A 22,418-nucleotide genomic window follows, 5' to 3' on the forward strand; every position below is an offset into this window, starting at 1 on the left:
AGGAATGAAAAAACTCTTTCTCATTTTCCTTTTCCTTGCTTCCTGTGCGATAAAAGATCCCAAGTCTGCAGTTCAGGAAAATATTTTAGAAAATCTAACTCTTTCATTGGATACCGTAATGGTGGATTCTAAGGGAAAACTTTTTGAGTTGATCCGAGGGCCGGGATCCTCATCTATTTCTGAAGATGGGAAATACCTTTTCCTATACAATCTAATGTCTAACCAGATTCAGCAGATCAACTTAGATGAGTTGACTTGGGAACAGGATTATGATTTTGAGGTGGAGGGACCGAATGGGACAAGCGATATGGTATTAAGTACCAAAACCCTTGGCGAAGACAAATTCGTGATTACTGCTTTCAATCATATAGGGATTTATAATAAAGAAGGTGTTCGACTCAAAGACCTCTCGATTTCATCACTTCCCATTTCCACAGATTTGGATGAATTGGATTATAGTATTCTACTTTCATCAGATCAAAAAAATCTTTTTTCCTTGCCAGGAATCAGATATGTAGGTCCCAGAACATTTGCTAAAATAAATCTTCAAACCTACGAATTAGAAAATTTCCCTCTTGAAGAGATGGAATGGATTTTTGACTTGAAAATTGGAACATCCACACAGACCGTTTTTCAAGAAACCATGTATTTGAAAGAGGTAAATAATCAGGTTTTGGCTCTGAGCCCTTCGAGCAGTTCTTTTTATAGATATGATTTGAAGAATGATTCCCTTATCTATCACTCCTTTAGACATATGCTCAGTCCTGAGGTCAATGAAAACAAACTCAAACCTGTCGTAGAATCAGACCAAGAGTACCAAGAAGAAATCAGAAAATTCTTTATGGGGATGTATTTTGGACCTCTCCTTTGGGAAGATTCAAAAAAGCTTTATTTCCGATTTGGAAGAAAACCGATATTAAGTGATGAAAATCATCAATTAATCAAAAGCGAGGTTTATCTCTATGCCTATGATCTAGAGTTCAATTTGGTAGGAGAAGCTTTACTACCTATAACCGATCGGCCAAGCGATCCTTTCTTCAAAGACGGCAAGCTCTGGTCCTATGTCAATGTCGAAGATGAGTTGGGATTCGCAGTATTCACCTTTGATTTTTAAGGAAATGAGAAAGCTTCTTACGATTTCAGCTCTTGTACTTTTAACAGCTTGTGGGGAAAAGCCCAAATCCGAGGAAGTCTTAATCATCGAGGAACCCAAGAATATCCTTGAGGACCTGACTTATGTTATTGACACGGTGGTAGTGGATTCCGGGGAAGAGTTCATTAATCTGTCCCGAGGTTTATATTTTTCAGATGTTTCAATAGACAAAAATTCACTTTTCATTTTTGATAGAGGACGCCTTTCTTTTCAAGAAGTAGATTTGGATCAAATGAAACTTCTAGGAACATATCCATTTGAAATGGAAGGGCCTAACGGAATTGGAAAGGGCGGGATCTTTCAACTTTTACCAGATCGAAAATTAATGATTCCCAGTGTTTCAAAAACTGCCATTTATAACCTGCAAGGAGAATTAATTTCCAACTTAAAACTAATAACCGATGAGCTGGATCATATGAGCGACATCGATGAATTTACACTCCTGAATGAAATCCACTTTGATCCAAAATCTGGAGTTTTTTATTCCTTACCTGGGAATTACACTTCTGGTATTCGTGAACTAGCAATAATAAACGCTACTACCAACAAAGGGAAAGCAATCAAACTTCCTGCAATGGAAAAAGCAGGAAATTTTAGAGTGTTCTTCAATACTGAAAATGAAAAAGCCATTGAAGTGGAGGAGTACTCTCTTTCCCTATTACATGATAAAATCTATATCACTTGCACTGTAACAGGTGGAGTTTATCGCTACAACCCAGCCACAGATGATCTGGAATACATTGAATTCAACCATCAATTAATTCCAAATGAAAAAACAGGTGATATCATCAATGAAGTGTATTCTGAAAAGGAATTCAATGCAGAATATAGAAAAGTAGCCAGTCAAGTATCCTATCTTAAATTGATGTGGGATGACGAAACTTCCAGATTTTATCGGCTTGCATACAAAGGTGTTTTGGGTGACAAACAAATTGAACCCATTTCTTATAAGGTTTTTTTACTGGCTTATACCGAGGATATGGGATTAGTGGGAGAAGCTACAATTCCTGACTTCAATAAAGTTCCTGAAAGTTACTTCTTCAAAGACGGCAAGCTCTGGTCCTATGTCAATGTCGAGGATGAGTTGGGTTTTGCGGTATTCACTTTTAATTTTTAAAGACCAATGAAAAAACTACTTCCATTATTTAGCATCATTATCATTACAGCTTGCAGCGAAAATGGAAATTCTGCGTCTGACAACATCCTAGAAAACCTGACATATTCTATTGACACTTTGCTAGTCGATACTGGGGATGAAATCATTGACATCGGACAGGGAGCAAGACTTTCATCTATTTCAAAAGATTCTAAGAAGTATTTTTATTATGACTTGAAAAAAGCCACTATCAGTGAAATTGATTTACAAACTCTGGAACTGAGTGATATCTATCAATTCTCCAAAGAAGGTCCCAACTCTATTGGTTTCAGTCCTCCTAGGATTCAGCCTCTAAGCAATAATAGATTTTTCTTTGCTTCCTCTGCCAATGTCGGGATTTATTCTAACACTGGAGAAAAAGAAAAAAGTCTAAAGTTCAATTTCAAAGAAATAGAAGGGCTTGATATTGATGAGGGAGGAATTATTTCTTATAAAGTTCAAATTTCTCCTGATGAGAAAACTCTTTATGCACTGACTAATCCTTATCAAACTGACTCAGATGTCCGGCTAATGATTATTGATCCTGACTCCAAAACAGGTAGAAGCATTTCCCTTCCTTCCATGATCCCAACCTTAAAACTTAGAGTAGAGTTTCAGAAAGATGGAGATTTTAAGGGAAGAGGTGAAGGAGTTTCCATGGAGTTCCTAAATGATAAACTTTTTATTACCAGTAGTGCCAATTCCAACTCCTACATCTATGACTATCAAACTGATTCTCTTCATTTAATCGAATTTCCTCACCAGCTTGTCGCTACTCAAAAAACAGCAGAGGTTAAAAATAAGGTTGAGGATATAGATGAGTTTTTTGCTGAAACTGAAAAATTCAAGTATCAAGTAGGCTTTGGTGAATTTCTTTGGGATAAGCAAAGGCAGCAATATTTTAGGTTTGGTTATCAACTGATCCCTAATGAGGATCCTAAACTGGAGAAAAAGTCAGATATCTTTCTTTTTGCCTATTACGAAAACTTAAATCTAATCGGAGAGACTCAATTAAATAATGTCGAATACAGATTCGAAGCGCCCTTCTTCAAAGACGGCAAGCTTTGGTCCTATGTCAATGTAGAGGATGAGCTGGGCTTTGCAATTTTCACTTTTGGTTTTTAAAAAATATGAAAAAACTCTTCGCAATTTCTATACTCATCTTACTTGGAGCCTGTAGTGGAAATGAAACCAAAAATAAAGAACAGGCAAATATTCTCGAAAATCTTCAAATTACTGTGGACACGGTAATAGTAGATTCAGGTGAAGAAATTTTTGTTCCCAACATGTTATTTGCACAGTCTCAAAGTGTTGATGGCAAAAGACTATTTTCCTTTTATGAACAAGATTTCGAATTTTTTGAGATTTCATTAGAGGAAATGAAGCTCCTCGATAGGCATCCATTTGAGCGGGAAGGCCCACAAAGCATCAAGGGTTGGGTAGCTAATTTTCAAATGCTAAAAGGGGATGAAATATTTCTTTATGATGAAGTCAGTCCCAATCTTTTTTCGATAGAAGGACAAAAAATTAAGTACTATGATCTGGATCTTGATGCAATTTTAAATTTCAAAACCGAGGGTCCGTTCTCTTTACCTAATGACTTTCACATCAGTCCGGACAAATCAAAGTTTGTCTTTATTCCGATGAATTTTGGGGAACCTGCTGAAGGTTTGGGAATAATCGACATTGAAAAGCAAGCCGGTGAAATACGAAAACTTCCTGCATTGGATTTGACATTCGGTTTTCAAGTGATTTTTCAACAGGAGAATTCAGCCTCATTTTTTGGTGATAATCTCAGTCTGCAGTTAGTCAATGATCAATTTATAATATATAGTGGTTCAACAGCAGATATCTACACCTATGATTATAAGCTAGATAGCCTAAGGCTAATCACTTTTGATCATCAGTTGGTAGAAAACAAGAAGACCGGCGAATTTGATCATGTTGCGGATTCCAGAGAAAGACAAATGGAAATTGTAGGGCAGATCAGGAAGCAAATCACTTTTCAAAAATTTTATTGGGACCCAGTCAGAAAGATGTATTTCCGGTTTGGAACTAAAAACTTTGTGATGCCAAGTAAAGATGTTAAGAGGAGTGCTGATTGCTACTTATTTGTCTTTGACGAAAACTTGAATTTAATCGGTGAAAAGTTTCTGGAGGAGTTCCAAAATATTCCCTATTCTGGCTATTTCTACCAGGGAGCATTTTATTCCTATTCACCTGTGGGGGATGAGGCTGGGTTCACTAAGTATACTTTTAACTTTTAAAAACATGAAAAACCTATTCCTTATTCTATTTATTTTCCTTCTCATTTCCTGCGGAGAAGATAATCCAGAGCAAAGTAGCAGCTCCAAAAATATCCTTGAAAACTTCAGCTTTACTACTGATACTTTGGTAGTAAATCCTGGAGAGGAGATTATCAATTTATCCCAAGGGGTACGGAATAGTTCTCTAGATGAATCCAAAACCTATTTTTATCTCTTCGATCTGGCGTCAACTCAGATGAATAAAATTAATCTAGATAAGTTAATCCTTGAGGAACAGATTCCATTCGAAAAAGAAGGACCAAATGGAATTGGGGGAAATTTCATTTCAACTGCGCGCTACCTACCTGGTGAAGAATTTATCTTTTCTAGTTTTCAAAATACAGGGGTTTTTAATAAGGAAGGTGAAAAAATAGTAGATCTCTCACTCAAACCAGATGAAATAAAAATTGAAGGTTTGAGTGAGAATGCCCAATATAATCTGACAAGCCAAATTCACATTTCATCAGATAAAAAACTGATGTATTCCACACCAAGTGATTTTATGGAAGGAGCCAATTATTTGGTAAAAATAAATCTGGAAAACAAAACTGGTAATTTGATACAAATGCCCGCCCTTGATAAAGTCGGGGAATTTAATATTGTATACGAATTGGAGGGAGGGGTATCCGTCTATCTTGAGCAGCTTTTTTTCCAGGAAATCGAGAATAACTTTTTCCTCTCAGGAAGCACTACCAATTCTATCTACAAGTTTAAGCCAGGTCAGGATTCACTGGAACTTTTCAAATTTGATTTTTCACTAGTTCCAAATGAAAAGGAAACCCCCGTAAGAACTAAAGTCTCCAATCAGTCGGATTTCGATGCGGAAATGGAAAAAGTACGAACTCAGATTGCGTTTGATAAGCTTATTTATGATGAAAAAACTAAACGCTATTTCCGATTCGGGAGAATTTATGAACCTCGAGAAGACAAAGAAAGCCTTTCAAAAGCCCAGGTTTTTCTATTCGCGTTTGATGAAAACCTTAATTTAATAGGAGAGACCGAAATCCCAGAATTGGATAAAGTGCCAAACAGTTCATTCTTCAAAGACGGCAAGCTCTGGACTTACGTCAATGTGGAAGATGAGCTAGGCTTTGCAGTATTCACTTTTAACCTTTAAACCCTTCACCATGAAAAACCTGTCAGTTTTATTTTTTATTGCTTTTCTTTTCTCCTGTTCTGGAAATGAAGAAAATAAAAGTTCCTCCTCTACCAATATCTTTGAAGACCTGACATTTACTGTAGATACAGTGGTGATGGACGCGGGAGAGGATATTTTCAATTTGTCCATGGGAATTCGGAGTTTGGACTTATCACCAGACGATGAATTCCTGTACTATTTTGAAAACATGCCTCCCAAACTCCTGAAAGTTGATTTGGACAATAAAAACTTGGTTAGCAAAACGGAATTTGAAGCAGAAGGTCCCAATGGGATTGGGAGTTTTGTAGGGACAATCCAAGTAGGGCCAGATGAAAAATTAGCCTTGCTAGGAAATAATGGGGTTTATGGGGTTTTTGATCAAAACGGGACAAAAATCGAAAACCTGAATAACAAACCAGAAGGGATTGATCCAACTTTGGCTGAGAACAATTTCATCTTGTATGGTAATAGCATTTATGATTGGGAAAACAGGAAGATCTATTCCTGGCCATTGGAAAATGAAACAGAAAAATCAGGTTTAGTCACAATTGATTTGGCCTCAAATTCTGCCAAAATCATTGAAGCTCCTGAACTGGAAATTGTCGATCAGTATAGTATTGCCTACGAACAAAATGGATCTTTCCGTGTATCCCCTCAGCAAGTCGAGTTGACCCAATACGATGGAAAAATTCTGATTTCATGCTCAGCAATGGGAGATTTATATGTATTTAACCCGGTAACTGAAGAATTAAAATTTATCCAAATCGATCATCAGTTGGTACCCAATCGATTATCAGGTGAAATAAATAATAGGCCGAATTCAGAAGAAAGCTTTATGGAAGAAATGGCCAAAGTGAATGAGCAGATTCACTATCGACAACCGCATTGGGACCCAGAAAGAGAGATTTTTCTAAGATTAGCCACCAAAGTATTTATGCCCAAAACTCCTGAGGAGAAATATAGATATGAATATTTTCTGTTGGCCTATGACCAAAATTTCAAGCTTCTGGGTGAGACGAAGCTAGATCAAGAGGAAAGATTCGATTATAATATGTTCTTCAAAGACGGCAAGCTCTGGTCTTATGTCAATGTAGAGGACGATCTGGGTTTTGCGGTGTTTACGTTTGATTTTTAAACTTTGATGAAAAAACTATCTATTCTTCTACTCATTTCACTTGTGATTTCCTGTACCGAAAAAGAGAAATCTGAAGGTACTCTAGCGAAAAATATCCTCGAAAATCTGACATACACAGTGGATACTGTTGCAGTAGATGTGGGTGAGGAAATCTTCAATCCTGGGATGTATTATAGGTATGCAAAAAACGAAAATGATCCCATGGTTTATTTTGCGATGGGCGAAAACCAAGAAATCCATGAAATAAATCTGAACTCCCTTTCCTTAACAAAAAGAATATTTCTAGAAAAAGACGGTCCAAACAGGGCGCCTCGTTATATCCAAGATTTTGATTTGTTGCCAACTGGCGAATTTTTTTTGGCGGATTATGCAACACAAGGCATATACACTGCTGAAGGGGAAAAGACTTTTGGTTTTCAGATGGACCCTGATGAGTTTGAGGGTTTGGAAGATGATTTGACCAGTCTGTATTTCAACTTGGTCTTAAGTCCAGATAAGAAAAATGGGTTTTCTACTCCCACTAAAAAAATGGAATTCATTTCTCAAATAGCCATGGTGGATTTGGAAGCCAAAACTGGAAAATTGATTGATTTACCGGCCTTAGAGCTAACAAGAAATTTTAGAACCACCTATTCTTTCGAAAATGGAAGTACTACTTACGGAGATTTTATAAACCTAAAAAAAATCAGAAATCAATTATTCATTTCCTCTGGAAGTACCTCAGACATCTATATCTACGACTTTGCTACAGATAGCCTGACTCTTAAAAGTTTTGACCATCAACTGGTCCCCTCCAAAAAATCAGGAGAATTTCCTCCTCGGGCAGATTCCCAAGAGCGTGTCGAAGAAATAGGTGATGAAATTCGGAAGCAAGTGTCTTTTAACCAGTTTTATTGGGATGAAAGCCGTGAAATGTACTTTCGCTTTGCCACCAAATCCAATGGTAAAACAGAAACAGGAGAAACAAAAAAACAGGATATCTATCTTTTTGCCTATGATCAAGACCTTAATTTAATTGGCGAAACTACTTTGGATTTAAGATATCCTCCCTTTAGAGCATTCTTTTATGAGGGAAAGCTTTACTCCTACATGCCAGTTGAGGAAAATCCAGGATTTGTGATTTTTGATTTAAAATTCACTGCTAATTAGCCTATGAAAAAACTTGTTCCCTTATCCCTATTAATTTTAATATTTTCTTGTTCTGAAAAAGAGGGATCCGAAAGCTCAGAATCTAATAATATCTTAGAAAATATCACTTTTACCGTCGATACAGTGGTAGTGGATCCCGGAGATGAAATCATTGATTTATCCAATCATCTTCGATTGGCTGATTTCAGTGAAGACCGAAAAAAGCTCTTTTTGTTTACTGAAAGTGACAACCAACTTTCGGTCATTAATCTCGATCAACTGAATCTGGAAAAAAAGATTCCTTACGAAAAGGAAGGCCCAAATGGCGTGGGCAGTTTCCTTTGGAGGTTGGATCTCCTTTCTGGTGAAAAGTTCTATTTAATGAGTTTCAATACTGCTTCGATTTTTGATTTCCAAGGGATCAAACATGAGACTATCAATCTAGAAGAAGAGAACATCAGCGGAATCGAAGATAAGACCCTTCAAAACAATCGGCTGAAAGTAACTGGAGATCTGAAATGGTACTACACGGTACCTGGTTCTGATTTTGATAAAGAAGACCAGCCAGTGGAATTGGCAGTAATCGACCGAGAAAGCAAAGAGGGCAAGCTTTTTCCCATGCCAGCTCTGGACAAAACACAAGCTTATAAAGTAATGCTTACTGATGGCCCCATGATGCAAGTCTATGCCGAGGAATTTTTCCTTTCAGAGCATTCCGGAAAATTCTTTATCTCTTCTTCAGTCACAAGCGATATCTACCAAATTGACCTAATAACTGACTCATTAGTACTTCATTCTTATGATCTGAAGTATACTCCAAAGGAGAAAACGGATCAGCCAGCTAGGAATGAATTTACAGAAAGGGAAGCTTGGCGAGATGAAATCACAAAAATACATTCTCAAATTACCTATGGAGATTTGCTTTGGGATGAGAGCCGAAAGATTTTTTTCAGGTTTGCCCATATCCTTATCCCAAGTCTATCTGAGGATATTCCTTCCAAAAGGGACGTCTTCCTACTTGCATTTGACGAAAACTTAGACCTTATCGGAGAAACAGAACTAGAAGAGCTAGATGATTTCCCCGAATTCCCATTCTTCAAAGACGGCAAGCTCTGGTCTTTTGTCAATGTAGAGGACGATCTGGGTTTTGCGGTATTCACTTTTGATTTTTAAATGTGTATGAGAAAAGTACTCACTATTTGCATTCTAGGACTTCTCTCAGCCTGCACAGGCAAAGAATCCGAAAATTCAGAACCGAAAAACATCTTGGAAAACCTAAGCTATTCTGTAGATACTGTGGTGGTAGATTCTAAAGGAGAAATTATCAACCTAAAATATGGGATGAACTGGTTTGATCTATCGCCAGATTCTAGATCACTCTTCATTTATGATTATAATCAAACACTTTTTCAAGAAATTGATCTGGATAAGATGGTGCTAAGTAACACTTATCAATTTGAAAAGGAAGGTCCCAATGGCCTAGGAAGAAGTTCTAATTTCCAGGTTTTGCCAGATGGCACACTGATGATTCCAACTTTTCCAAATTCAGGAATTTACAATCTACAAGGGGAAATACTTTCAAGGATAAATTTAAATCCCGAGGATATAAAGGGAGTAGATGCTCCCAATCCTTTTGCTTTGATCTATGAGATCCTATTTGATCCCAAAACTGAAATCCTTTATTCCTTGCCCGGTGACTTCATCAATGGCGTAAGAGATCTTGCAGTGATCGACTCAAAAACCCAAAAAGGGAGAATTGTCAAACTCCCCAAGATGGAAAAGGCGGAAAATTTTAAAATTTTCTGGAATTCAGATACCGGTGGATCAATTCAGACTGAGAACTATACTTTAGAGCAGATTGATGACAAATTATTAATCACTTGTACAGTAGGAAGTGGAATTTATGTCTTTGATACCAAGACTGATAGTTTAAGTTATGTGGATTTCCCTCATCAACTAATCCCCCGTGAGAAAACAGGAGAAATACAAAATGAAGTAAGTACTGAGGAAGATTTTTTCCAAGAGCTTCGAAAGGTACTATCGCAGGTTTCATTCCAAGAATTGATCTGGGATGAGCACTCCTCCAGATTCTATCGGCTTGCCATCAAATCTTTTGTTGCTGAAAAGAAAGGTGACCCAACAACTTATGAAACTTATCTATTGGCATACGATAAGGATCTAAAGCTTCTTGGAGAATCTAAAATAGAAGGCCTTGATCAACGGCTTTCTAATTATTTCTGGAAAGACGGCAAGCTCTGGTCCTATGTCAATGTAGAAGATGAGCTAGGATTCGCAGTATTCACATTTAATTTTTAACCAAGTCCAACTTATGAACAAATCAATTTTACTCCTTTTAGCAGTGACCCTTTTTTTGGCATGTGAGGAAAAGGAGAGCCAATCAACCTCCAACCTTTTAGAAAATATAACCTTTACCGCTGACACAGTTTCGATAGATGTCGGAGATGAGCTTTTTAACCCTGGCTCCTATCAACATATGGATATTACTCCCGATCAGTCCAAAGGCTATTTCCTATACATGGAAATTGAAGTCCACGAAATTGACTTGGATAACATGAAGCTATTGAATCGTTTTGTCTACCAGGAAGATGGTCCTGATGCTATTCCGAAATACCCGAACACATTTCAGGCTTTACCAAATGGAGAAGTGTTTTTGGGAGGTTTTGCTCAACAGGCTGTTTTCACCGTCTCTGGCAAAAACATTGCATCTTATAAGACCACTCCTGAAAACCTTGATGGAATCCCCAATGATGCTCCCTATTCCTTATCCAATAATATCCTGATCAGTCCAGATAAATTAACCATAGTCAGTCTTGCCGGACGTTTTGGTGAGCCATTGGAAGGGATGGCCGTGATCAATACTGCTAAAATGGAAGCCAAAATCCTCCCTTTGCCAGCACTGGACCTTACTACCAATTACCAACTGGTCTTACGGGAAGGGAATGGTGCTACTGCAGTTGGAGACTTTCAGAGAACCCAGTTTTTAAATAATCAATTTATTGTCTACAGCGCATCTACATCCGATATCTACTCTTATGAATGGAAAACTGATTCTTTACAACTAATCAGCTTCCCGCACCAACTCGTACCACTAAAAAAGACTGGTGAAATCTCAAACTCTGTCGATTCCAGAGAAAAACTGATAGCCGAAAGAAGGAATCTTGAAAAGCAGATCAACTTTGGTCAATTTTTTTATGATCCTGAAAAAGAAACCTATTTCAGATTCGCTAATATGAATGCTGAATATGACGATACTGGCCGTAATAAAGGATCAGATGTATACCTCTTTTCCTATGATAAAAGCTTCAATTTGACCGGTGAAAAATTATTGGAGGAGTTGGACTATCAGCCAAATCCACGATTTATGAAAGATGGAAAGTTTTATGTCTACACTGTTCAAGGGGAAAATCCTGCATTTGTCAGATATTCAATCACTTATTAATTGTTGTTAAAATCATAGTTTAAACTAAAGATTTTCATATTTTTAATAGACTATGAAACATCTTTTTTTAATCCTCGCTCTTTGTTCTTTTTTAATTTCCTGCTCTGAAAAGGACAAAACCAATAACTCATCATCTACCAAAGCAAGCATTTCCTATGAGCTAGATACTGTCATGGTCGATGCTGGAGATGAGTTTATCCATGTCACCTGGCAAATGATGACTTCAGACCTCTCAAAGGATGAAAAGTATTTATACAATTTCAAAACAGGTGCAGATAAGCCTGGTCTGGAAATCATTGACCTGGAAAACTTGAAATTGGAACGGGTAATCCCAATGAGCTTGGATGGGCCAAACAGCATCAGGCATCCTTATATTTCTGATGTCTATTCATTATCAGACGGGACATTTTATTTATCTGATAGCTATGATGTCTATCGATTTGACATGGAAGGGAACAAGCTTTCCACACTAACTTTTCGCAATCATGATTTTAAAGGAGACAAACTTCCAGAAGGGACCAGAATAGATCTGAACCAAACACTTTCAGAGGATCAAAAATCCATTCTCACCTTATATTCGGTCGAAAGATTAGTAGATCCTCCCTTAGGCTTTGCCGTGTTTGATTTAGAAAATGAATCATTCTACTACAAACCCCTGGCTATTTTTAAGGAACTGGAAAAATACCGAATCAATCTTTATTTTAATGATAATCCTGCAGGAGCAATGTTTTCTTCCTTTCACCTGCTTGCCAAAAATGACAGCTTAATCTTTTCAAACGGAGGCGTCAACCAATTGTATTTTTATGATCTGGAGACAGATTCTTTAAGCTTCAAAAGCTACAATAGTGAATACACAACCTATGAGATAACAACAAGCTATCCCAAAAGAGTGGATAGTGAAGAGGAATATCGAGATCTGATCAAAGAGACTGATAAGGAGGTCCGCTATGGACCTTTGTTTTATGACAGTCAAAATGAAGTTTACTGGAGGTTTACCAGTGAATTTGATCGGATGAATGGAGAAACAGCCATCTTCGATAATGTGTTAACTGCCTTTAATCCACAATTTGAACAGTTGGGAGAAATACTGTTACAGGATGATTTCGTTTTACCATATAAAATCTTCATTAAAGACGGATTGATCTATACTTTTCTCAATATCGATGATGAAGTAGCATTTGTACGTCTCAAACCAACCTTAACTTATGAATAAGTTCCTTTTGGTCTTAGCCGCATTTACATTTTTTAGTTGCTCCTCCTCAGACAAAGCAGATGAAAAATCAGATCTTGGAATGGCCTTTTCTTATGAAATGGATACTGTGCTAGTGGATTCAGGCGATCATTTCTTTTTCTTAAACTGGAGTCTAAGGATTTCAGATTTGACCCAAGACGGGAAGCTACTTTATAACTTAAATCCAGAATCGCTTCTCCTGGAAGTTATAGATATGGATGGATTGAAATTGAAAGAAACCATTCAGTTGGAAAAGGAAGGCCCCAATGGAATTGGGGGTGGTTATTTTTCCCAACTTCAGATTATAGAAAATGGGAACTTGATGCTCTTTGGCTTCAATAAAATTGTAGAAATAAGCCCTAAAGGCGAATTGATAAAAAAATACGAATTCGATAAGACCTTATTGAGCGGGTATGAATTTGGTGAAACTGAAATAATAGACCACTTAGGCATATTCTCCACTGATGGAAAAACCTATGTTGGTAAATTGGAAGATGAAGATTTCAGAAAACCTGCCAAAGGACTGACAGTGATTGATTTGGAAACTAAAGTAATGAAATTCGTCCCTACTGATGCCATTTCAAAGCTAAATGAATTTCAAATCATGATGGAAGTAAACGGTAATGCGATGATGTCTCAAGATGAATTCTCTTATTTAAAATATATCAATGGGCAGTTTGTTTTAAGCAATACTGCTATGAATGAGGTCTATATCTATGACATTGATAAGGATAGTTTGCTTCATAAGACTTTTGAAGCTAGTCTGACAGGAAATGGGCGAATCAAAAACTTTCCCACAAAAGTGGAAACAAGAGAAGCTTTTAATGAAGCTTGGAAAGAAAAAAGGAAGCAGGTATCATTTGGGCCTATGATTCCTCAAAAGGAAGAAAATCTTATTTGGAGGATCAGTACTGAAATGGACCGTATGATCGGAGATTCAATTGTAAACAAAAATGTAGTGACTTTTTTCGATCCTGATTTTAAGATGCTGAAGGAGCAGAAATTAGAAAACTTTACCCATTCATACTGCCTTTTTTTCAAAGATGGTATGCTTTATAATTTTTTAAATCTCGATGATGAACTCGCTTTTGTAAGACTCAAACCAACAATTACTTATGAATAAGAATCTAATATTTCCACTTTTTGCACTTGTGCTACTCAGTTGTTCTTCTAGAAATAGTTCAGAGGAAAATTATTCTAGTGAAAAGGACCTCTCCTATGAAATCGACACCGTGATGGTAGATCCTGGAGACCATTTCTTTTTTGTAAAATTTGGCCTAAGTATGTCGGATGTAGATGAGGCTCGGAAGCTATTTTACAACTTTAATAGCGAGGAGATGACCATGGAAATCATCGACTTGGAAAACCTAAACTTGAAAGAGTTGAGGCAATATGAAAAAGAGGGCCCTAACGGTATTGGAGGGGGTTTTATCATGAGGATAAAAGTACTCCCTGATGAAAGTGTCCTTTTTTATGATTTTGCAGGGATTCATCATGTCGCTCCTAATGGAGAAAAAATAGAGACTTACAAAATCGAAGAAATGGAATGGGAAGGAGATGAGCTTTCCGAAAAACAGGTTATAAATATTTCAAGTCTGGACACCAAGGACGGTAATTATTTTTATGGACAATATGGCACCCAAGGTATCGATAGCAAAACAGATGGTCTCGTTGAGGTCGATCTAGCAGAAAAATCTTTGAGGCTTTTCCCCTCAGATTTTCTGGCTTTCAGTACTGATTATGATATCAGTTTTGACATGGGCGGAGGAAGAAGAGTTAAACTCCCCGAGCAGAATCTGGTAAGACTTGTAAAAGATGAAGTAGTCATCATCACTTCTGCAAAAAACCAGCTCTGGCGATGGGATTTGGAAGGTGATAGCTTGATTAATCATTCGTACCAAAGCCAATTTACCTCAAACAGTAAGAAGGGAAATTTCCCCGCATCAGTAGGCGAAAATGATGAATTCAGAGCTGCGATGAAAGAAAAGAGTAAAGAGGTAAATTTTGGATCTCTGATTGAAGACTCAAAACATAATATTCTCTGGCGATACCATAAAGAAATGGACCGCTTAACTGCCGGCGATTCAATAATTTTCAAGAATGTTATAACCGCCTTCGATACTGATTTTGAGCAACTGGCAGAAAGTAGAATGCCGGATAATTTCACTATATCCAATCCCGTTTTTTCTCTGGATGGAATGCTTTGGCAGTATTTGAATATTGATGATGAAGTTGCATTTGTACGGGTGAAACCAACCATCGAGTAATGAGCCGACTACCTTTTCTTTTTTTCCTATCCCTGATCATCAGTTGCTCACCAAAAAAGGAAAAGGTAGAAGTAGTGCCCAAAACATTTACCAATCATACATTCGAATACACTCTGGACACAGTTTTTATCGATTCGGGAGACTCCATGCCCTACCTCGATATGAATTTGGTTTCTTCGGATTATGTGTCCTCAGAAGGATTGCTATATAATTTGGATCCTGGAACAGGCCGGGTAGATGTCTATGACATTGATGCCCAAAAGCTGAAAAAACACATTCAGTTTGAGGTGCGTGGCCCAAATGGAATCAGGAAGTATTTCCCAACCGGGATCAAAAAAACCAATAATGGTGACTTGATAATCAGAGATTATTTCGAAGTGCTCAGAATGGGAGAGGACACCAAATTGAAAGATTCCTATCAACTTCTAAATCATAAACTTGATGGAGATAATCTCGGTGAAAGCCAAGAGATCAATGGCATGGGTGAAATCTCGAACGATGGATCCTATTTCGCCAGTTATTATGGTTACTACCCATCCAATGGACGTATTCTCGGTTTGGCAAAAGTAGATTTAACATCCAAATCCCTGAAATTGATCCCAGTGAGTTTTAGAGATCAATCGGAAAGGTTTTTGATCCGCTGGGAATATCGAGAGGGGAAAACGATGGTAGTTCCAGAATACAAATTTCTAACACTCGATGGTCCCAACCTTATCGCCTCCAATTCCTACAAAAATGAACTCTGGTACTATGATGCTGCAAAAGATTCCCTTTATCACAGAATTTATCAAAGCAGTCTGATCTCCAATGTCAAAAAAGGCAACTTTGGGAAGAGGGTTGGATCAATGCAGGATTTAAATAGTGCCAAAAAAAGGAAATTTCAAGAAGTCGTCTTTAGCCCCATCATCAAGGACCCAAAAAATAAACGTTTCTATCGCTATAGTAGAGAAGTCCAGCAAGAGCCTGAGCAAGGAGGCAGATATTTTAGATTTGTTTTGTCAGTATTTGATGCAAACCTTAGGATCATCCATGAAGAAAAACTAGATCTATCAGCTTTTATACCTGGAGAATATTCCGTCAATAAGACCTTCGTCCACAAAGGTATGCTGTATACATTTTTGAATTTAAGAAATCAGATCGCCTTTGTCCGGCTTAAACCAAGTGTTACTTATGAGTAAATACTTTTTTTTATTTTGTTTCTTACTTACTCTAGGTTGTTCCACAAAGGAAAATTCTAACGATTCGGGCAAAAATCCTGTCAAACTTTCCTATGAAATTGACACAGTTCAAATTGACTCGGGAGATGAGTTTCTGTTTTTAAAATATGATCTTCTTGATTCTGATCTCTCAAAAGATGGAAAATTATTCCTAAATGTTGACCAATTATCCAATCAAATAGAAATCATTGATCTTGAGAACCAGAGATTAATAGAGAAAATCCCATTCGAAAGAGAGGGACCAAATGGAGTTGGACCAGAGCATATTTCAAATTTTCAACTCTTGGAGAATGGAAATCTTTGCTTCTCTAATATTCATAAATTGACCATTCTAACTCCAGAACTCAAAATGGCTTCCAGCCAGTATTTTTATCCTGAATCATTCGAAGGTGATTCTCTTCCCGAAAAAGCAGAAATCCCAACGTTCTACGGACAATTAAATAGTGATGGGTCAAAATTTGTTGGGTTTTACGATCTGTTTTGGGAAAACGAAATACTTGGAATAGCTATAATAGATCTTAAAACCGATCACCTGGATTTGATTCCCAATGATAAACTGGACTATTTAAAAGAATTGATTTATACCACTGTTTTTGAAAATGGCTCAAAAATTACTACCGGAGATGCCAAGTATATAGATTACTTTGGAAATAAACTGATTATCAGTACCTCTGCCAAAAACGAGCTAGTGATCTATGATATGGAAAAAGATAGTCTTTGGACCAAATCATACCAAAGTAAATTCACTTCAGATCTAAAAAAAGGGAGTTATAAAACTGAATCAAATTCTGATTTGGCATTGAAAATAAAAGACCAGGAAGTCTATTTTAATCATCTGGTATATGATACTGAATCAGAACTTTTTTGGCGTTATAGCAGGGAATCCAAGTCCAACAATCCAGAATTTCCCGATTTCATATATGTTCTCACAGCATTTGACAAAGAGCTGAATCAAATTCACGAGGAAAAATTGGATGTAGATTGGACACATAAACCCTCAATCAAGTTTATCAAAGATGGGATGCTATACACCTATATCAACCTAGAAGATGAATTGGGATTCCTGAGATTGAAACCGAAGCTAGAAAATGACTAATGAAGATTTCCTTTCCCCGCTGATTCTCGCGGATAAAAGGCGCTAATTACACTGATTAATTTGTGCGGATATCTGCGGGAACATTATATAGGTGATTTCTCCTTGGGATCGAAATGCCCTAAAAGAAATTCTGATTTACTGGTCACTGAGACTGCCCACTGATTACTCTTTCGAGCTTTTTCACTTTATCCTTCTGACTTCTGACCTTCTAATCCAATCTCGGCAGACTCAATTTATACTTCATGGAGATCATCCGAATACTAATCACCAAAGACATGGAGATCAACATATTATAATTCCGATCAACATCGAAATAATTCAAGACAACATATAAAACCGCTCCTGCCAAGCAGGCTGAGGCATAAATCTCTTTTCTGAATAAAATCGGGATTTCATTGGTCAAAGTATCCCGAATCACTCCTCCCATCACAGCAGAAAACATCCCCATAATAGCTGCGATTTCCGGTCTGACGCCCAAGCTCAAAGCTTTCTCCACACCCAAGACAGTAAAAAATCCAATTCCAAGCGTATCAAATAAAAAGAAGGTTTTTCGAAGCTTACTAAGGAGGTTAGGAAATACAAATGCCGCCAATATTCCAACCAGAATAGCATACAAAAACTTCACATCTCCGATCCAAACCAAAGGATAGCTATCCAGTAAAATATCTCTCAAGGTTCCTCCACCTATTGCAGTAATAAATCCGGTAAAACCTGCTCCAAAAAGATCATGCTCCCGCTCTCGAACCGCCAAAGCCCCCGATATAGCAAAAACAAACGTCCCGACAAGTTCTAATCCGTATTGTAAATCCATGTTCTCAGTATTCAGTTGTCAGTGTACTCTTTTTTCTTCATCACAAAAACTCCCATTTCCCGTTGTCCAAGTACTAAAACTGTCTTAGGGTTTTCAAGAAATTCCAATCCCATTTCCTGAAACTTATCCACATGTTTTTGTTGCAACACAAATCGCTCGGATCCATCAGGAAGTAAATACCTGCTATCTCCCAATGATTCGGATTGCTCCAATATTCCGCCAAATCCTGTACACATCCGAAACCATAAAGTTCCTCCTGGTTTCAGCACCCGAAGCATGTCTTGGATCATTTCCCAGAAATTTTTTTCATCCTTTGCGAAATGCAGAACAGCCATGCAGATCACTGCATCAAAGGCTTCCTTGTGAAAAGGAATTTCCTCCAATTTTCCTACTTGAAACCGATGGGCATCATAGTTTGGCTTCAAACTTTTAGCCATGTAACGACAGTATTGAACCGCAGTCTCATTTATGTCGATTCCAAAAACCTGATAGCCTGCATTGATAAAGTAAACGGCATTTCGCCCTTCTCCACATCCAGCATCCAGGATTTTCATCTCTTTGGTAAATCGCCCCTTCAGGATCTGATCCAAAAGGTAGATATCCACATTTCCCAGTAGCTTATTTAATTCAGTTATTTCCATTTTCCCATTGGTCTAAGGCTTTCGCCGCTTTTAGCCTTCCGATTTCTATCAATTCTGCTGCCCGATGGAATTCCAAAGTTCCGGCTTGATTCCTCGCAATCTGAACTGTCACATCCACAGGGTATTTTTCAATCAACAAAGAACAAAACCGATCCTGAAGCAAGTCAAAAGATCGTGTCATTAAATTGATCGAACTCATGGATGTAACCTTCTCTGGTTTTACTTGCTCTGGAAAATATTCCCTCATTTTGTTTCTGTATTCCTTAAGCCAACCTGGCAAAGAAATTAAGCGATGGCCCTCTGCGTCTTTTTTTGGAGGAGCCACCAGTTCAGAATCAGTAGCATTCAAACCCACTACCAGCAGCAAATTATCACCTGGATCTTGAAGCAAAGAAATCGGAACAGGATTCAAAACTCCTCCATCAATCAATTCCTGATGATTTATCCGCGCTGGCTGAAAAACGGTCGGAATACTACCAGATGCACGAATGGCGGCATAAAGACTTCCAGATCTAAAAATGACCTCTTCACCCGAGCGATAATCCACTGCATTACATGAAAAAGCTACATCCAAATCTTCTATTTGGCAGTCTTTGATGACTTTTTTCAAAGCATTATACACTTTTTCACCTTTGATAAATCCTCTACTAGAAAAAGTGAAATCCATCAAAGAAAAAACATCCACTCGATCCAAATGACAAATCCAGTCCTTGAAGATTTCCAACTTTCCGGCAGCATACATTCCTCCCACTAAAGCCCCAGCAGAACAGCCCGCGATTTCTTTGATTTCATATCCTCGATTCTCAAGTTCCTCAATCACTCCCACGTGCGCTAATCCCCTTGCGCCACCGCTGCTCAAAACCAAGGAAACAGATTTTCTTTCTGACATTTTTTTCAAGGAATAATAAAGTAAATTGGACCTGAAAATTTCAAACGAAAGTACGCATTATGAGCCAATTTAAACCCTTTCATCTGGCTTTCCCAATCAGGGATATCGAAGAAACCAGAGCATTTTACGGCGATTTACTAGGCTGCGATATCGGCAGGAGCACTGATAAATGGATTGATTTCAACTTCTTTGGACATCAACTTTCTGCCCACATCAAACCTGAGGAATTAGCCTTGGCCAAAACAAATGCAGTAGATGGCAAAAACGTGCCTGTGCGCCACTTTGGAGCTATTTTACCTTGGGAAGAATGGCATGATTTGGCTGATAAACTGAAAGCTCATGGAATAGAATTCGTCATCGAACCTTACATTCGTTTTAAAGGCGAAGTAGGCGAGCAGGCAACCATGTTTTTCCTGGATCCTTGTGGAAATGCATTGGAATTCAAATCGTTTCAAGACCCAAGCCAGATTTTCGCAAAGTAAACCCTCAAGTCTTTGAATACTTTTTCGCTGGATAGTAAAATAGACAGAACCCTAACAGTAAAAGGTAAAATTTACCATTACTTCAGTGGTACTTCTTACCTCGGTATCGGCCAATCTCCTGAATTTCAGGAAGAGTTGATTCGGGGAATGGAACAATATGGGCTAAACCATGGCTTGAGTCGAATCAACAATGTAAGGCTCTCTATCTACGAAAAGTTTGAAGAAGCTTTTGCCAAACAAGCTGAAGCGGAAAATGCCATTGTGATGAGCAGTGGCTACTTGGCAGGAATGACAGCCCTCCAATACCTATCTGATAAATGCGATCAAATTTGGGTAGCCCCTGATACTCACCCCGCGATTTTGCCTTTGGATCTCAAACCAGATCCAAAAACCAGTTTTGACTCCTGGATGCAATCCTGCTTGGAAAAATCTCGGAAAATGCCTTCCCAAAAAATCCTGATTTTAGGAAATGCAGTAAATCCAATGATTCCTGAAATCCATTCTTACGATTGGGTTGCGCAGCTGGCAGAAAAACACGAGGTCACCTTGTTGATTGATGATAGCCATGCATTTGGAGTCATTGGGAAAAGTGTTTTTGGAACCTATTACCAATGGAAAGATTTACCGATTAATTTGCTGGTCTCTGGATCCCTGGGAAAAGGCTTAGGCCTTCCCGCTGGAATTATCCTTTGCAATGAAAAAACAGCCGAAAACATCCGGAAACTTCCCATCTATGGAGGAGCTTCTCCTTGTCCACCCGCCTATTTACATGCTTTTTTGAAATCAAAGGAGCTATATAGGGAGCAAAAAAGCCGTTTGATGCAGCTCATCAAATACTTTGAGAAAAAGAATGAAATCCCAGAGCATATCTATGGGATTAAAAATTATCCTGTATTCTCATATCGTCCTGAAACTTGGGTAGAAAAGTTGGAAGCAAAAAAAATCATTACCTCCTCATTTCCCTATCCGACTTCAAAAGATAAATCAGTCAACCGGATCATACTTTCATCCTTTCACACAGCAGAGGATATTGATTCACTTTGGGCCCATATCAAAGAAATCTATCAAAGATGAAATCCTTTTTATATTACTTATCCACATTCCTAATCCTAGTTTCTTGCCAGCCAAAAGATCCAATACCTTTTGAGGATGGACTAGAAAAATACCCGACTTTACAAAAAGTCTTATCAAATCCTGATGAATACAAAGTTCAGATTCTATACACTCAGATCGATCGAAATGAACATGGAAACCCTATGTTTACGGATTATTTTTTTCATCTGAATGATTCACTTTATTATTATCCTGCTTCTACTGTTAAGCTCCCGGTTGCTTTGCTAGCATTGGAATGGCTGGAAGAACAGGCTGTGGATAACTTAACAAAAGAAAGTATTTTATTGATAGATTCTGTTCGACCATCCCAGGTTCCCGCTCTTGTGGATAACTCCTCTAAAGACTCTCTACCAAGTATCGCCCATTACATCAAGAAAATCCTGATTGTTTCTGACAATGATGCCTATAACCGGCTTTACGAAGTGCTTGGCTTAGATTATATCAATAAAAAACTTCAGGATAAAGGACTGGTTAACAGTGTAATAAGTCAGAGATTGAGTTTTCCAATTAGTGCTGAAGAAAACAGATATTTCAATCCTTTAAAATTTGTGGATAAGTCAGGAAATATTTTGCTTGAATTACCGGAGAGACATACTGATCGAGACTATAAAGTTCCGGGTGATCCAAAAATCGGGAAAGCACATATAGTGAATGATTCCTTGGTTCATGGGCCCATGGATTTTACTTACAAAAACAAATTTCCACTCAGTGAATTACACGGTGTAGTACAACGGATCATCTTTCCTTATTCCTTTACCGAATCTGAGCGTTTTAACATTTCTGAAGAGAATAGAAAATTTGTTTTGAAGTCCATGAGTACACTTCCAAGAGAAAGTGATTATCCAAGTTATCCACAACCTGAATACTACGATTCATACTCGAAGTTTTTCAAGTTTGGAGCAGACACCAGTCAAATTCCAGAGCAGTTTCGGATTTTCAATAAGACTGGTTGGTCCTATGGATTCTTGATCGACGGCTCCTATTTTGTGGACTATAAAAACAACATAGAATTTTTCGTCTCAGCTGTTGTCTACGCTAATGAAAACGAAACGCTCAACGATAACAATTATCAATTCGAAGAAATAGGAAAACCATTTTTTGCAGAGTTGGGTGAATATCTCTACCAACTTGAATTGCAAAGAAAGAAGACAATACAGTCTGATTTGAGTTCGGTCAAGTTTAGTTACTAAAAATGAATAGCTACTTTTTGCGCGAA

21 protein-coding genes are annotated in these 22,418 nt (G+C 37.8%); 18 read left to right on the top strand and 3 right to left on the bottom strand.

All coding sequences use genetic code 11. The features are described 5' to 3' along the window. Positions 1 to 4: 4 nt before the first annotated feature. From J0A69_RS02765 to J0A69_RS02835, 15 genes are read left to right on the top strand one after another with little or no spacing between them, the layout of a single operon-like run. Positions 5 to 1,114, top strand: a complete 1,110-nt coding sequence (locus J0A69_RS02765; RefSeq protein ID WP_206584982.1) for a DUF4221 family protein — start codon at positions 5 to 7, stop codon at positions 1,112 to 1,114. A gap of 4 nt (positions 1,115 to 1,118) precedes the next feature. Next, entirely contained in the window at positions 1,119 to 2,270 is a 1,152-nt protein-coding gene (locus J0A69_RS02770) for a DUF4221 family protein (RefSeq protein ID WP_206584983.1), read from the top strand. Between the two features lie 6 nt (positions 2,271 to 2,276). Further along, complete coding sequence (locus tag J0A69_RS02775; RefSeq protein ID WP_206584984.1) at positions 2,277 to 3,413, top strand: DUF4221 family protein; 1,137 nt, start codon at positions 2,277 to 2,279, stop codon at positions 3,411 to 3,413. 5 nt (positions 3,414 to 3,418) lie between these two features. Further along, positions 3,419 to 4,555, top strand: a complete 1,137-nt coding sequence (locus J0A69_RS02780) for a DUF4221 family protein (RefSeq protein WP_206584985.1) — start codon at positions 3,419 to 3,421, stop codon at positions 4,553 to 4,555. A gap of 4 nt (positions 4,556 to 4,559) precedes the next feature. Continuing rightward, a complete protein-coding gene (locus J0A69_RS02785) occupies positions 4,560 to 5,711 on the top strand; it encodes a DUF4221 family protein (protein ID WP_206584986.1) in 1,152 nt (383 codons plus the stop codon). Between the two features lie 10 nt (positions 5,712 to 5,721). Then, positions 5,722 to 6,867: a DUF4221 family protein gene (locus J0A69_RS02790; RefSeq protein WP_206584987.1), complete on the top strand. Its 1,146-nt coding sequence runs from the start codon at positions 5,722 to 5,724 to the stop codon at positions 6,865 to 6,867. 6 nt (positions 6,868 to 6,873) lie between these two features. Continuing rightward, the gene (locus tag J0A69_RS02795; protein ID WP_206584988.1) at positions 6,874 to 8,016 is read left to right on the top strand and encodes a DUF4221 family protein; all 1,143 of its coding nucleotides are present in this window, start codon (positions 6,874 to 6,876) and stop codon (positions 8,014 to 8,016) included. A gap of 3 nt (positions 8,017 to 8,019) precedes the next feature. Further along, positions 8,020 to 9,168, top strand: coding sequence for a DUF4221 family protein (locus tag J0A69_RS02800; protein WP_206584989.1), 1,149 nt, complete (start codon positions 8,020 to 8,022; stop codon positions 9,166 to 9,168). Between the two features lie 6 nt (positions 9,169 to 9,174). Further along, positions 9,175 to 10,311, top strand: coding sequence for a DUF4221 family protein (locus tag J0A69_RS02805; RefSeq protein WP_206584990.1), 1,137 nt, complete (start codon positions 9,175 to 9,177; stop codon positions 10,309 to 10,311). Positions 10,312 to 10,324: 13 nt separating this feature from the next. Further along, complete coding sequence (locus J0A69_RS02810; RefSeq protein WP_206584991.1) at positions 10,325 to 11,455, top strand: DUF4221 family protein; 1,131 nt, start codon at positions 10,325 to 10,327, stop codon at positions 11,453 to 11,455. 52 nt (positions 11,456 to 11,507) lie between these two features. After that, positions 11,508 to 12,668 carry a DUF4221 family protein gene (locus tag J0A69_RS02815; RefSeq protein ID WP_206584992.1) on the top strand — a complete coding sequence of 387 codons (1,161 nt, stop codon included), beginning with the start codon at positions 11,508 to 11,510 and terminating at the stop codon, positions 12,666 to 12,668. After that, positions 12,661 to 13,809, top strand: coding sequence for a DUF4221 family protein (locus tag J0A69_RS02820; protein ID WP_206584993.1), 1,149 nt, complete (start codon positions 12,661 to 12,663; stop codon positions 13,807 to 13,809). Before J0A69_RS02815 ends, J0A69_RS02820 begins: the two co-directional genes overlap by 8 nt. Next, on the top strand, positions 13,802 to 14,953 hold the full coding sequence (locus J0A69_RS02825) for a DUF4221 family protein (protein WP_206584994.1): 1,152 nt from the start codon (positions 13,802 to 13,804) through the stop codon (positions 14,951 to 14,953). Before J0A69_RS02820 ends, J0A69_RS02825 begins: the two co-directional genes overlap by 8 nt. Beyond that, the gene (locus J0A69_RS02830) at positions 14,953 to 16,131 is read left to right on the top strand and encodes a DUF4221 domain-containing protein (protein ID WP_206584995.1); all 1,179 of its coding nucleotides are present in this window, start codon (positions 14,953 to 14,955) and stop codon (positions 16,129 to 16,131) included. Before J0A69_RS02825 ends, J0A69_RS02830 begins: the two co-directional genes overlap by 1 nt. Next, positions 16,124 to 17,266: a DUF4221 family protein gene (locus J0A69_RS02835; protein WP_206584996.1), complete on the top strand. Its 1,143-nt coding sequence runs from the start codon at positions 16,124 to 16,126 to the stop codon at positions 17,264 to 17,266. Before J0A69_RS02830 ends, J0A69_RS02835 begins: the two co-directional genes overlap by 8 nt. A gap of 208 nt (positions 17,267 to 17,474) precedes the next feature. Here J0A69_RS02835 and J0A69_RS02840 read toward each other — a convergent pair whose 3' ends face one another. Genes J0A69_RS02840 through J0A69_RS02850 form a run of 3 tightly spaced genes read right to left on the bottom strand, consistent with a single transcriptional unit; the run spans position 17,475 to position 19,607 of the window. Beyond that, positions 17,475 to 18,077, bottom strand: coding sequence for a trimeric intracellular cation channel family protein (locus tag J0A69_RS02840; RefSeq protein WP_206584997.1), 603 nt, complete (start codon positions 18,075 to 18,077; stop codon positions 17,475 to 17,477). Positions 18,078 to 18,088: 11 nt separating this feature from the next. Continuing rightward, positions 18,089 to 18,718, bottom strand: coding sequence for a class I SAM-dependent methyltransferase (locus J0A69_RS02845; protein ID WP_206584998.1), 630 nt, complete (start codon positions 18,716 to 18,718; stop codon positions 18,089 to 18,091). Next, positions 18,705 to 19,607, bottom strand: a complete 903-nt coding sequence (locus tag J0A69_RS02850; protein ID WP_206584999.1) for a patatin-like phospholipase family protein — start codon at positions 19,605 to 19,607, stop codon at positions 18,705 to 18,707. The genes J0A69_RS02845 and J0A69_RS02850 overlap by 14 nt, the downstream gene beginning before the upstream one ends. A 59-nt stretch (positions 19,608 to 19,666) precedes the next feature. Between J0A69_RS02850 and J0A69_RS02855 the strand changes: the two genes are divergently transcribed. The 3 genes from J0A69_RS02855 to J0A69_RS02865 are packed head-to-tail and all read left to right on the top strand — an operon-like array spanning position 19,667 to position 22,392. Then, positions 19,667 to 20,089, top strand: a complete 423-nt coding sequence (locus J0A69_RS02855) for a VOC family protein (protein ID WP_206585000.1) — start codon at positions 19,667 to 19,669, stop codon at positions 20,087 to 20,089. Between the two features lie 12 nt (positions 20,090 to 20,101). Then, on the top strand, positions 20,102 to 21,163 hold the full coding sequence (locus J0A69_RS02860) for an aminotransferase class I/II-fold pyridoxal phosphate-dependent enzyme (protein WP_206585001.1): 1,062 nt from the start codon (positions 20,102 to 20,104) through the stop codon (positions 21,161 to 21,163). Next, on the top strand, positions 21,160 to 22,392 hold the full coding sequence (locus J0A69_RS02865; protein ID WP_206585002.1) for a serine hydrolase: 1,233 nt from the start codon (positions 21,160 to 21,162) through the stop codon (positions 22,390 to 22,392). Before J0A69_RS02860 ends, J0A69_RS02865 begins: the two co-directional genes overlap by 4 nt. The last annotated feature ends 26 nt before the right edge of the window (positions 22,393 to 22,418 follow it).

It is taken from the genome of Algoriphagus pacificus, assembly GCF_017254845.1.
Lineage (GTDB): Bacteria > Bacteroidota > Bacteroidia > Cytophagales > Cyclobacteriaceae > Algoriphagus > Algoriphagus pacificus.

Excerpts from the sequence above, each read along its gene's own strand:
- J0A69_RS02765 (WP_206584982.1), top strand. The coding sequence starts at position 5 with ATGAAAAAACTCTTTCTCATTTTCCTTTTCCTTGCTTCCTGTGCGATA.
- J0A69_RS02835 (WP_206584996.1), top strand. The coding sequence starts at position 16,124 with ATGAGTAAATACTTTTTTTTATTTTGTTTCTTACTTACTCTAGGTTGT.
- J0A69_RS02780 (WP_206584985.1), top strand. The coding sequence starts at position 3,419 with ATGAAAAAACTCTTCGCAATTTCTATACTCATCTTACTTGGAGCCTGT.
- J0A69_RS02810 (WP_206584991.1), top strand. The coding sequence starts at position 10,325 with ATGAACAAATCAATTTTACTCCTTTTAGCAGTGACCCTTTTTTTGGCA.
- J0A69_RS02820 (WP_206584993.1), top strand. The coding sequence starts at position 12,661 with ATGAATAAGTTCCTTTTGGTCTTAGCCGCATTTACATTTTTTAGTTGC.
- J0A69_RS02850 (WP_206584999.1), bottom strand. The coding sequence starts at position 19,607 with ATGTCAGAAAGAAAATCTGTTTCCTTGGTTTTGAGCAGCGGTGGCGCA.
- J0A69_RS02855 (WP_206585000.1), top strand. The coding sequence starts at position 19,667 with ATGAGCCAATTTAAACCCTTTCATCTGGCTTTCCCAATCAGGGATATC.
- J0A69_RS02790 (WP_206584987.1), top strand. The coding sequence starts at position 5,722 with ATGAAAAACCTGTCAGTTTTATTTTTTATTGCTTTTCTTTTCTCCTGT.
- J0A69_RS02840 (WP_206584997.1), bottom strand. The coding sequence starts at position 18,077 with ATGGATTTACAATACGGATTAGAACTTGTCGGGACGTTTGTTTTTGCT.
- J0A69_RS02865 (WP_206585002.1), top strand. The coding sequence starts at position 21,160 with ATGAAATCCTTTTTATATTACTTATCCACATTCCTAATCCTAGTTTCT.
- J0A69_RS02845 (WP_206584998.1), bottom strand. The coding sequence starts at position 18,718 with ATGGAAATAACTGAATTAAATAAGCTACTGGGAAATGTGGATATCTAC.
- J0A69_RS02825 (WP_206584994.1), top strand. The coding sequence starts at position 13,802 with ATGAATAAGAATCTAATATTTCCACTTTTTGCACTTGTGCTACTCAGT.
- J0A69_RS02775 (WP_206584984.1), top strand. The coding sequence starts at position 2,277 with ATGAAAAAACTACTTCCATTATTTAGCATCATTATCATTACAGCTTGC.
- J0A69_RS02770 (WP_206584983.1), top strand. The coding sequence starts at position 1,119 with ATGAGAAAGCTTCTTACGATTTCAGCTCTTGTACTTTTAACAGCTTGT.
- J0A69_RS02800 (WP_206584989.1), top strand. The coding sequence starts at position 8,020 with ATGAAAAAACTTGTTCCCTTATCCCTATTAATTTTAATATTTTCTTGT.
- J0A69_RS02795 (WP_206584988.1), top strand. The coding sequence starts at position 6,874 with ATGAAAAAACTATCTATTCTTCTACTCATTTCACTTGTGATTTCCTGT.
- J0A69_RS02815 (WP_206584992.1), top strand. The coding sequence starts at position 11,508 with ATGAAACATCTTTTTTTAATCCTCGCTCTTTGTTCTTTTTTAATTTCC.
- J0A69_RS02785 (WP_206584986.1), top strand. The coding sequence starts at position 4,560 with ATGAAAAACCTATTCCTTATTCTATTTATTTTCCTTCTCATTTCCTGC.
- J0A69_RS02805 (WP_206584990.1), top strand. The coding sequence starts at position 9,175 with ATGAGAAAAGTACTCACTATTTGCATTCTAGGACTTCTCTCAGCCTGC.
- J0A69_RS02830 (WP_206584995.1), top strand. The coding sequence starts at position 14,953 with ATGAGCCGACTACCTTTTCTTTTTTTCCTATCCCTGATCATCAGTTGC.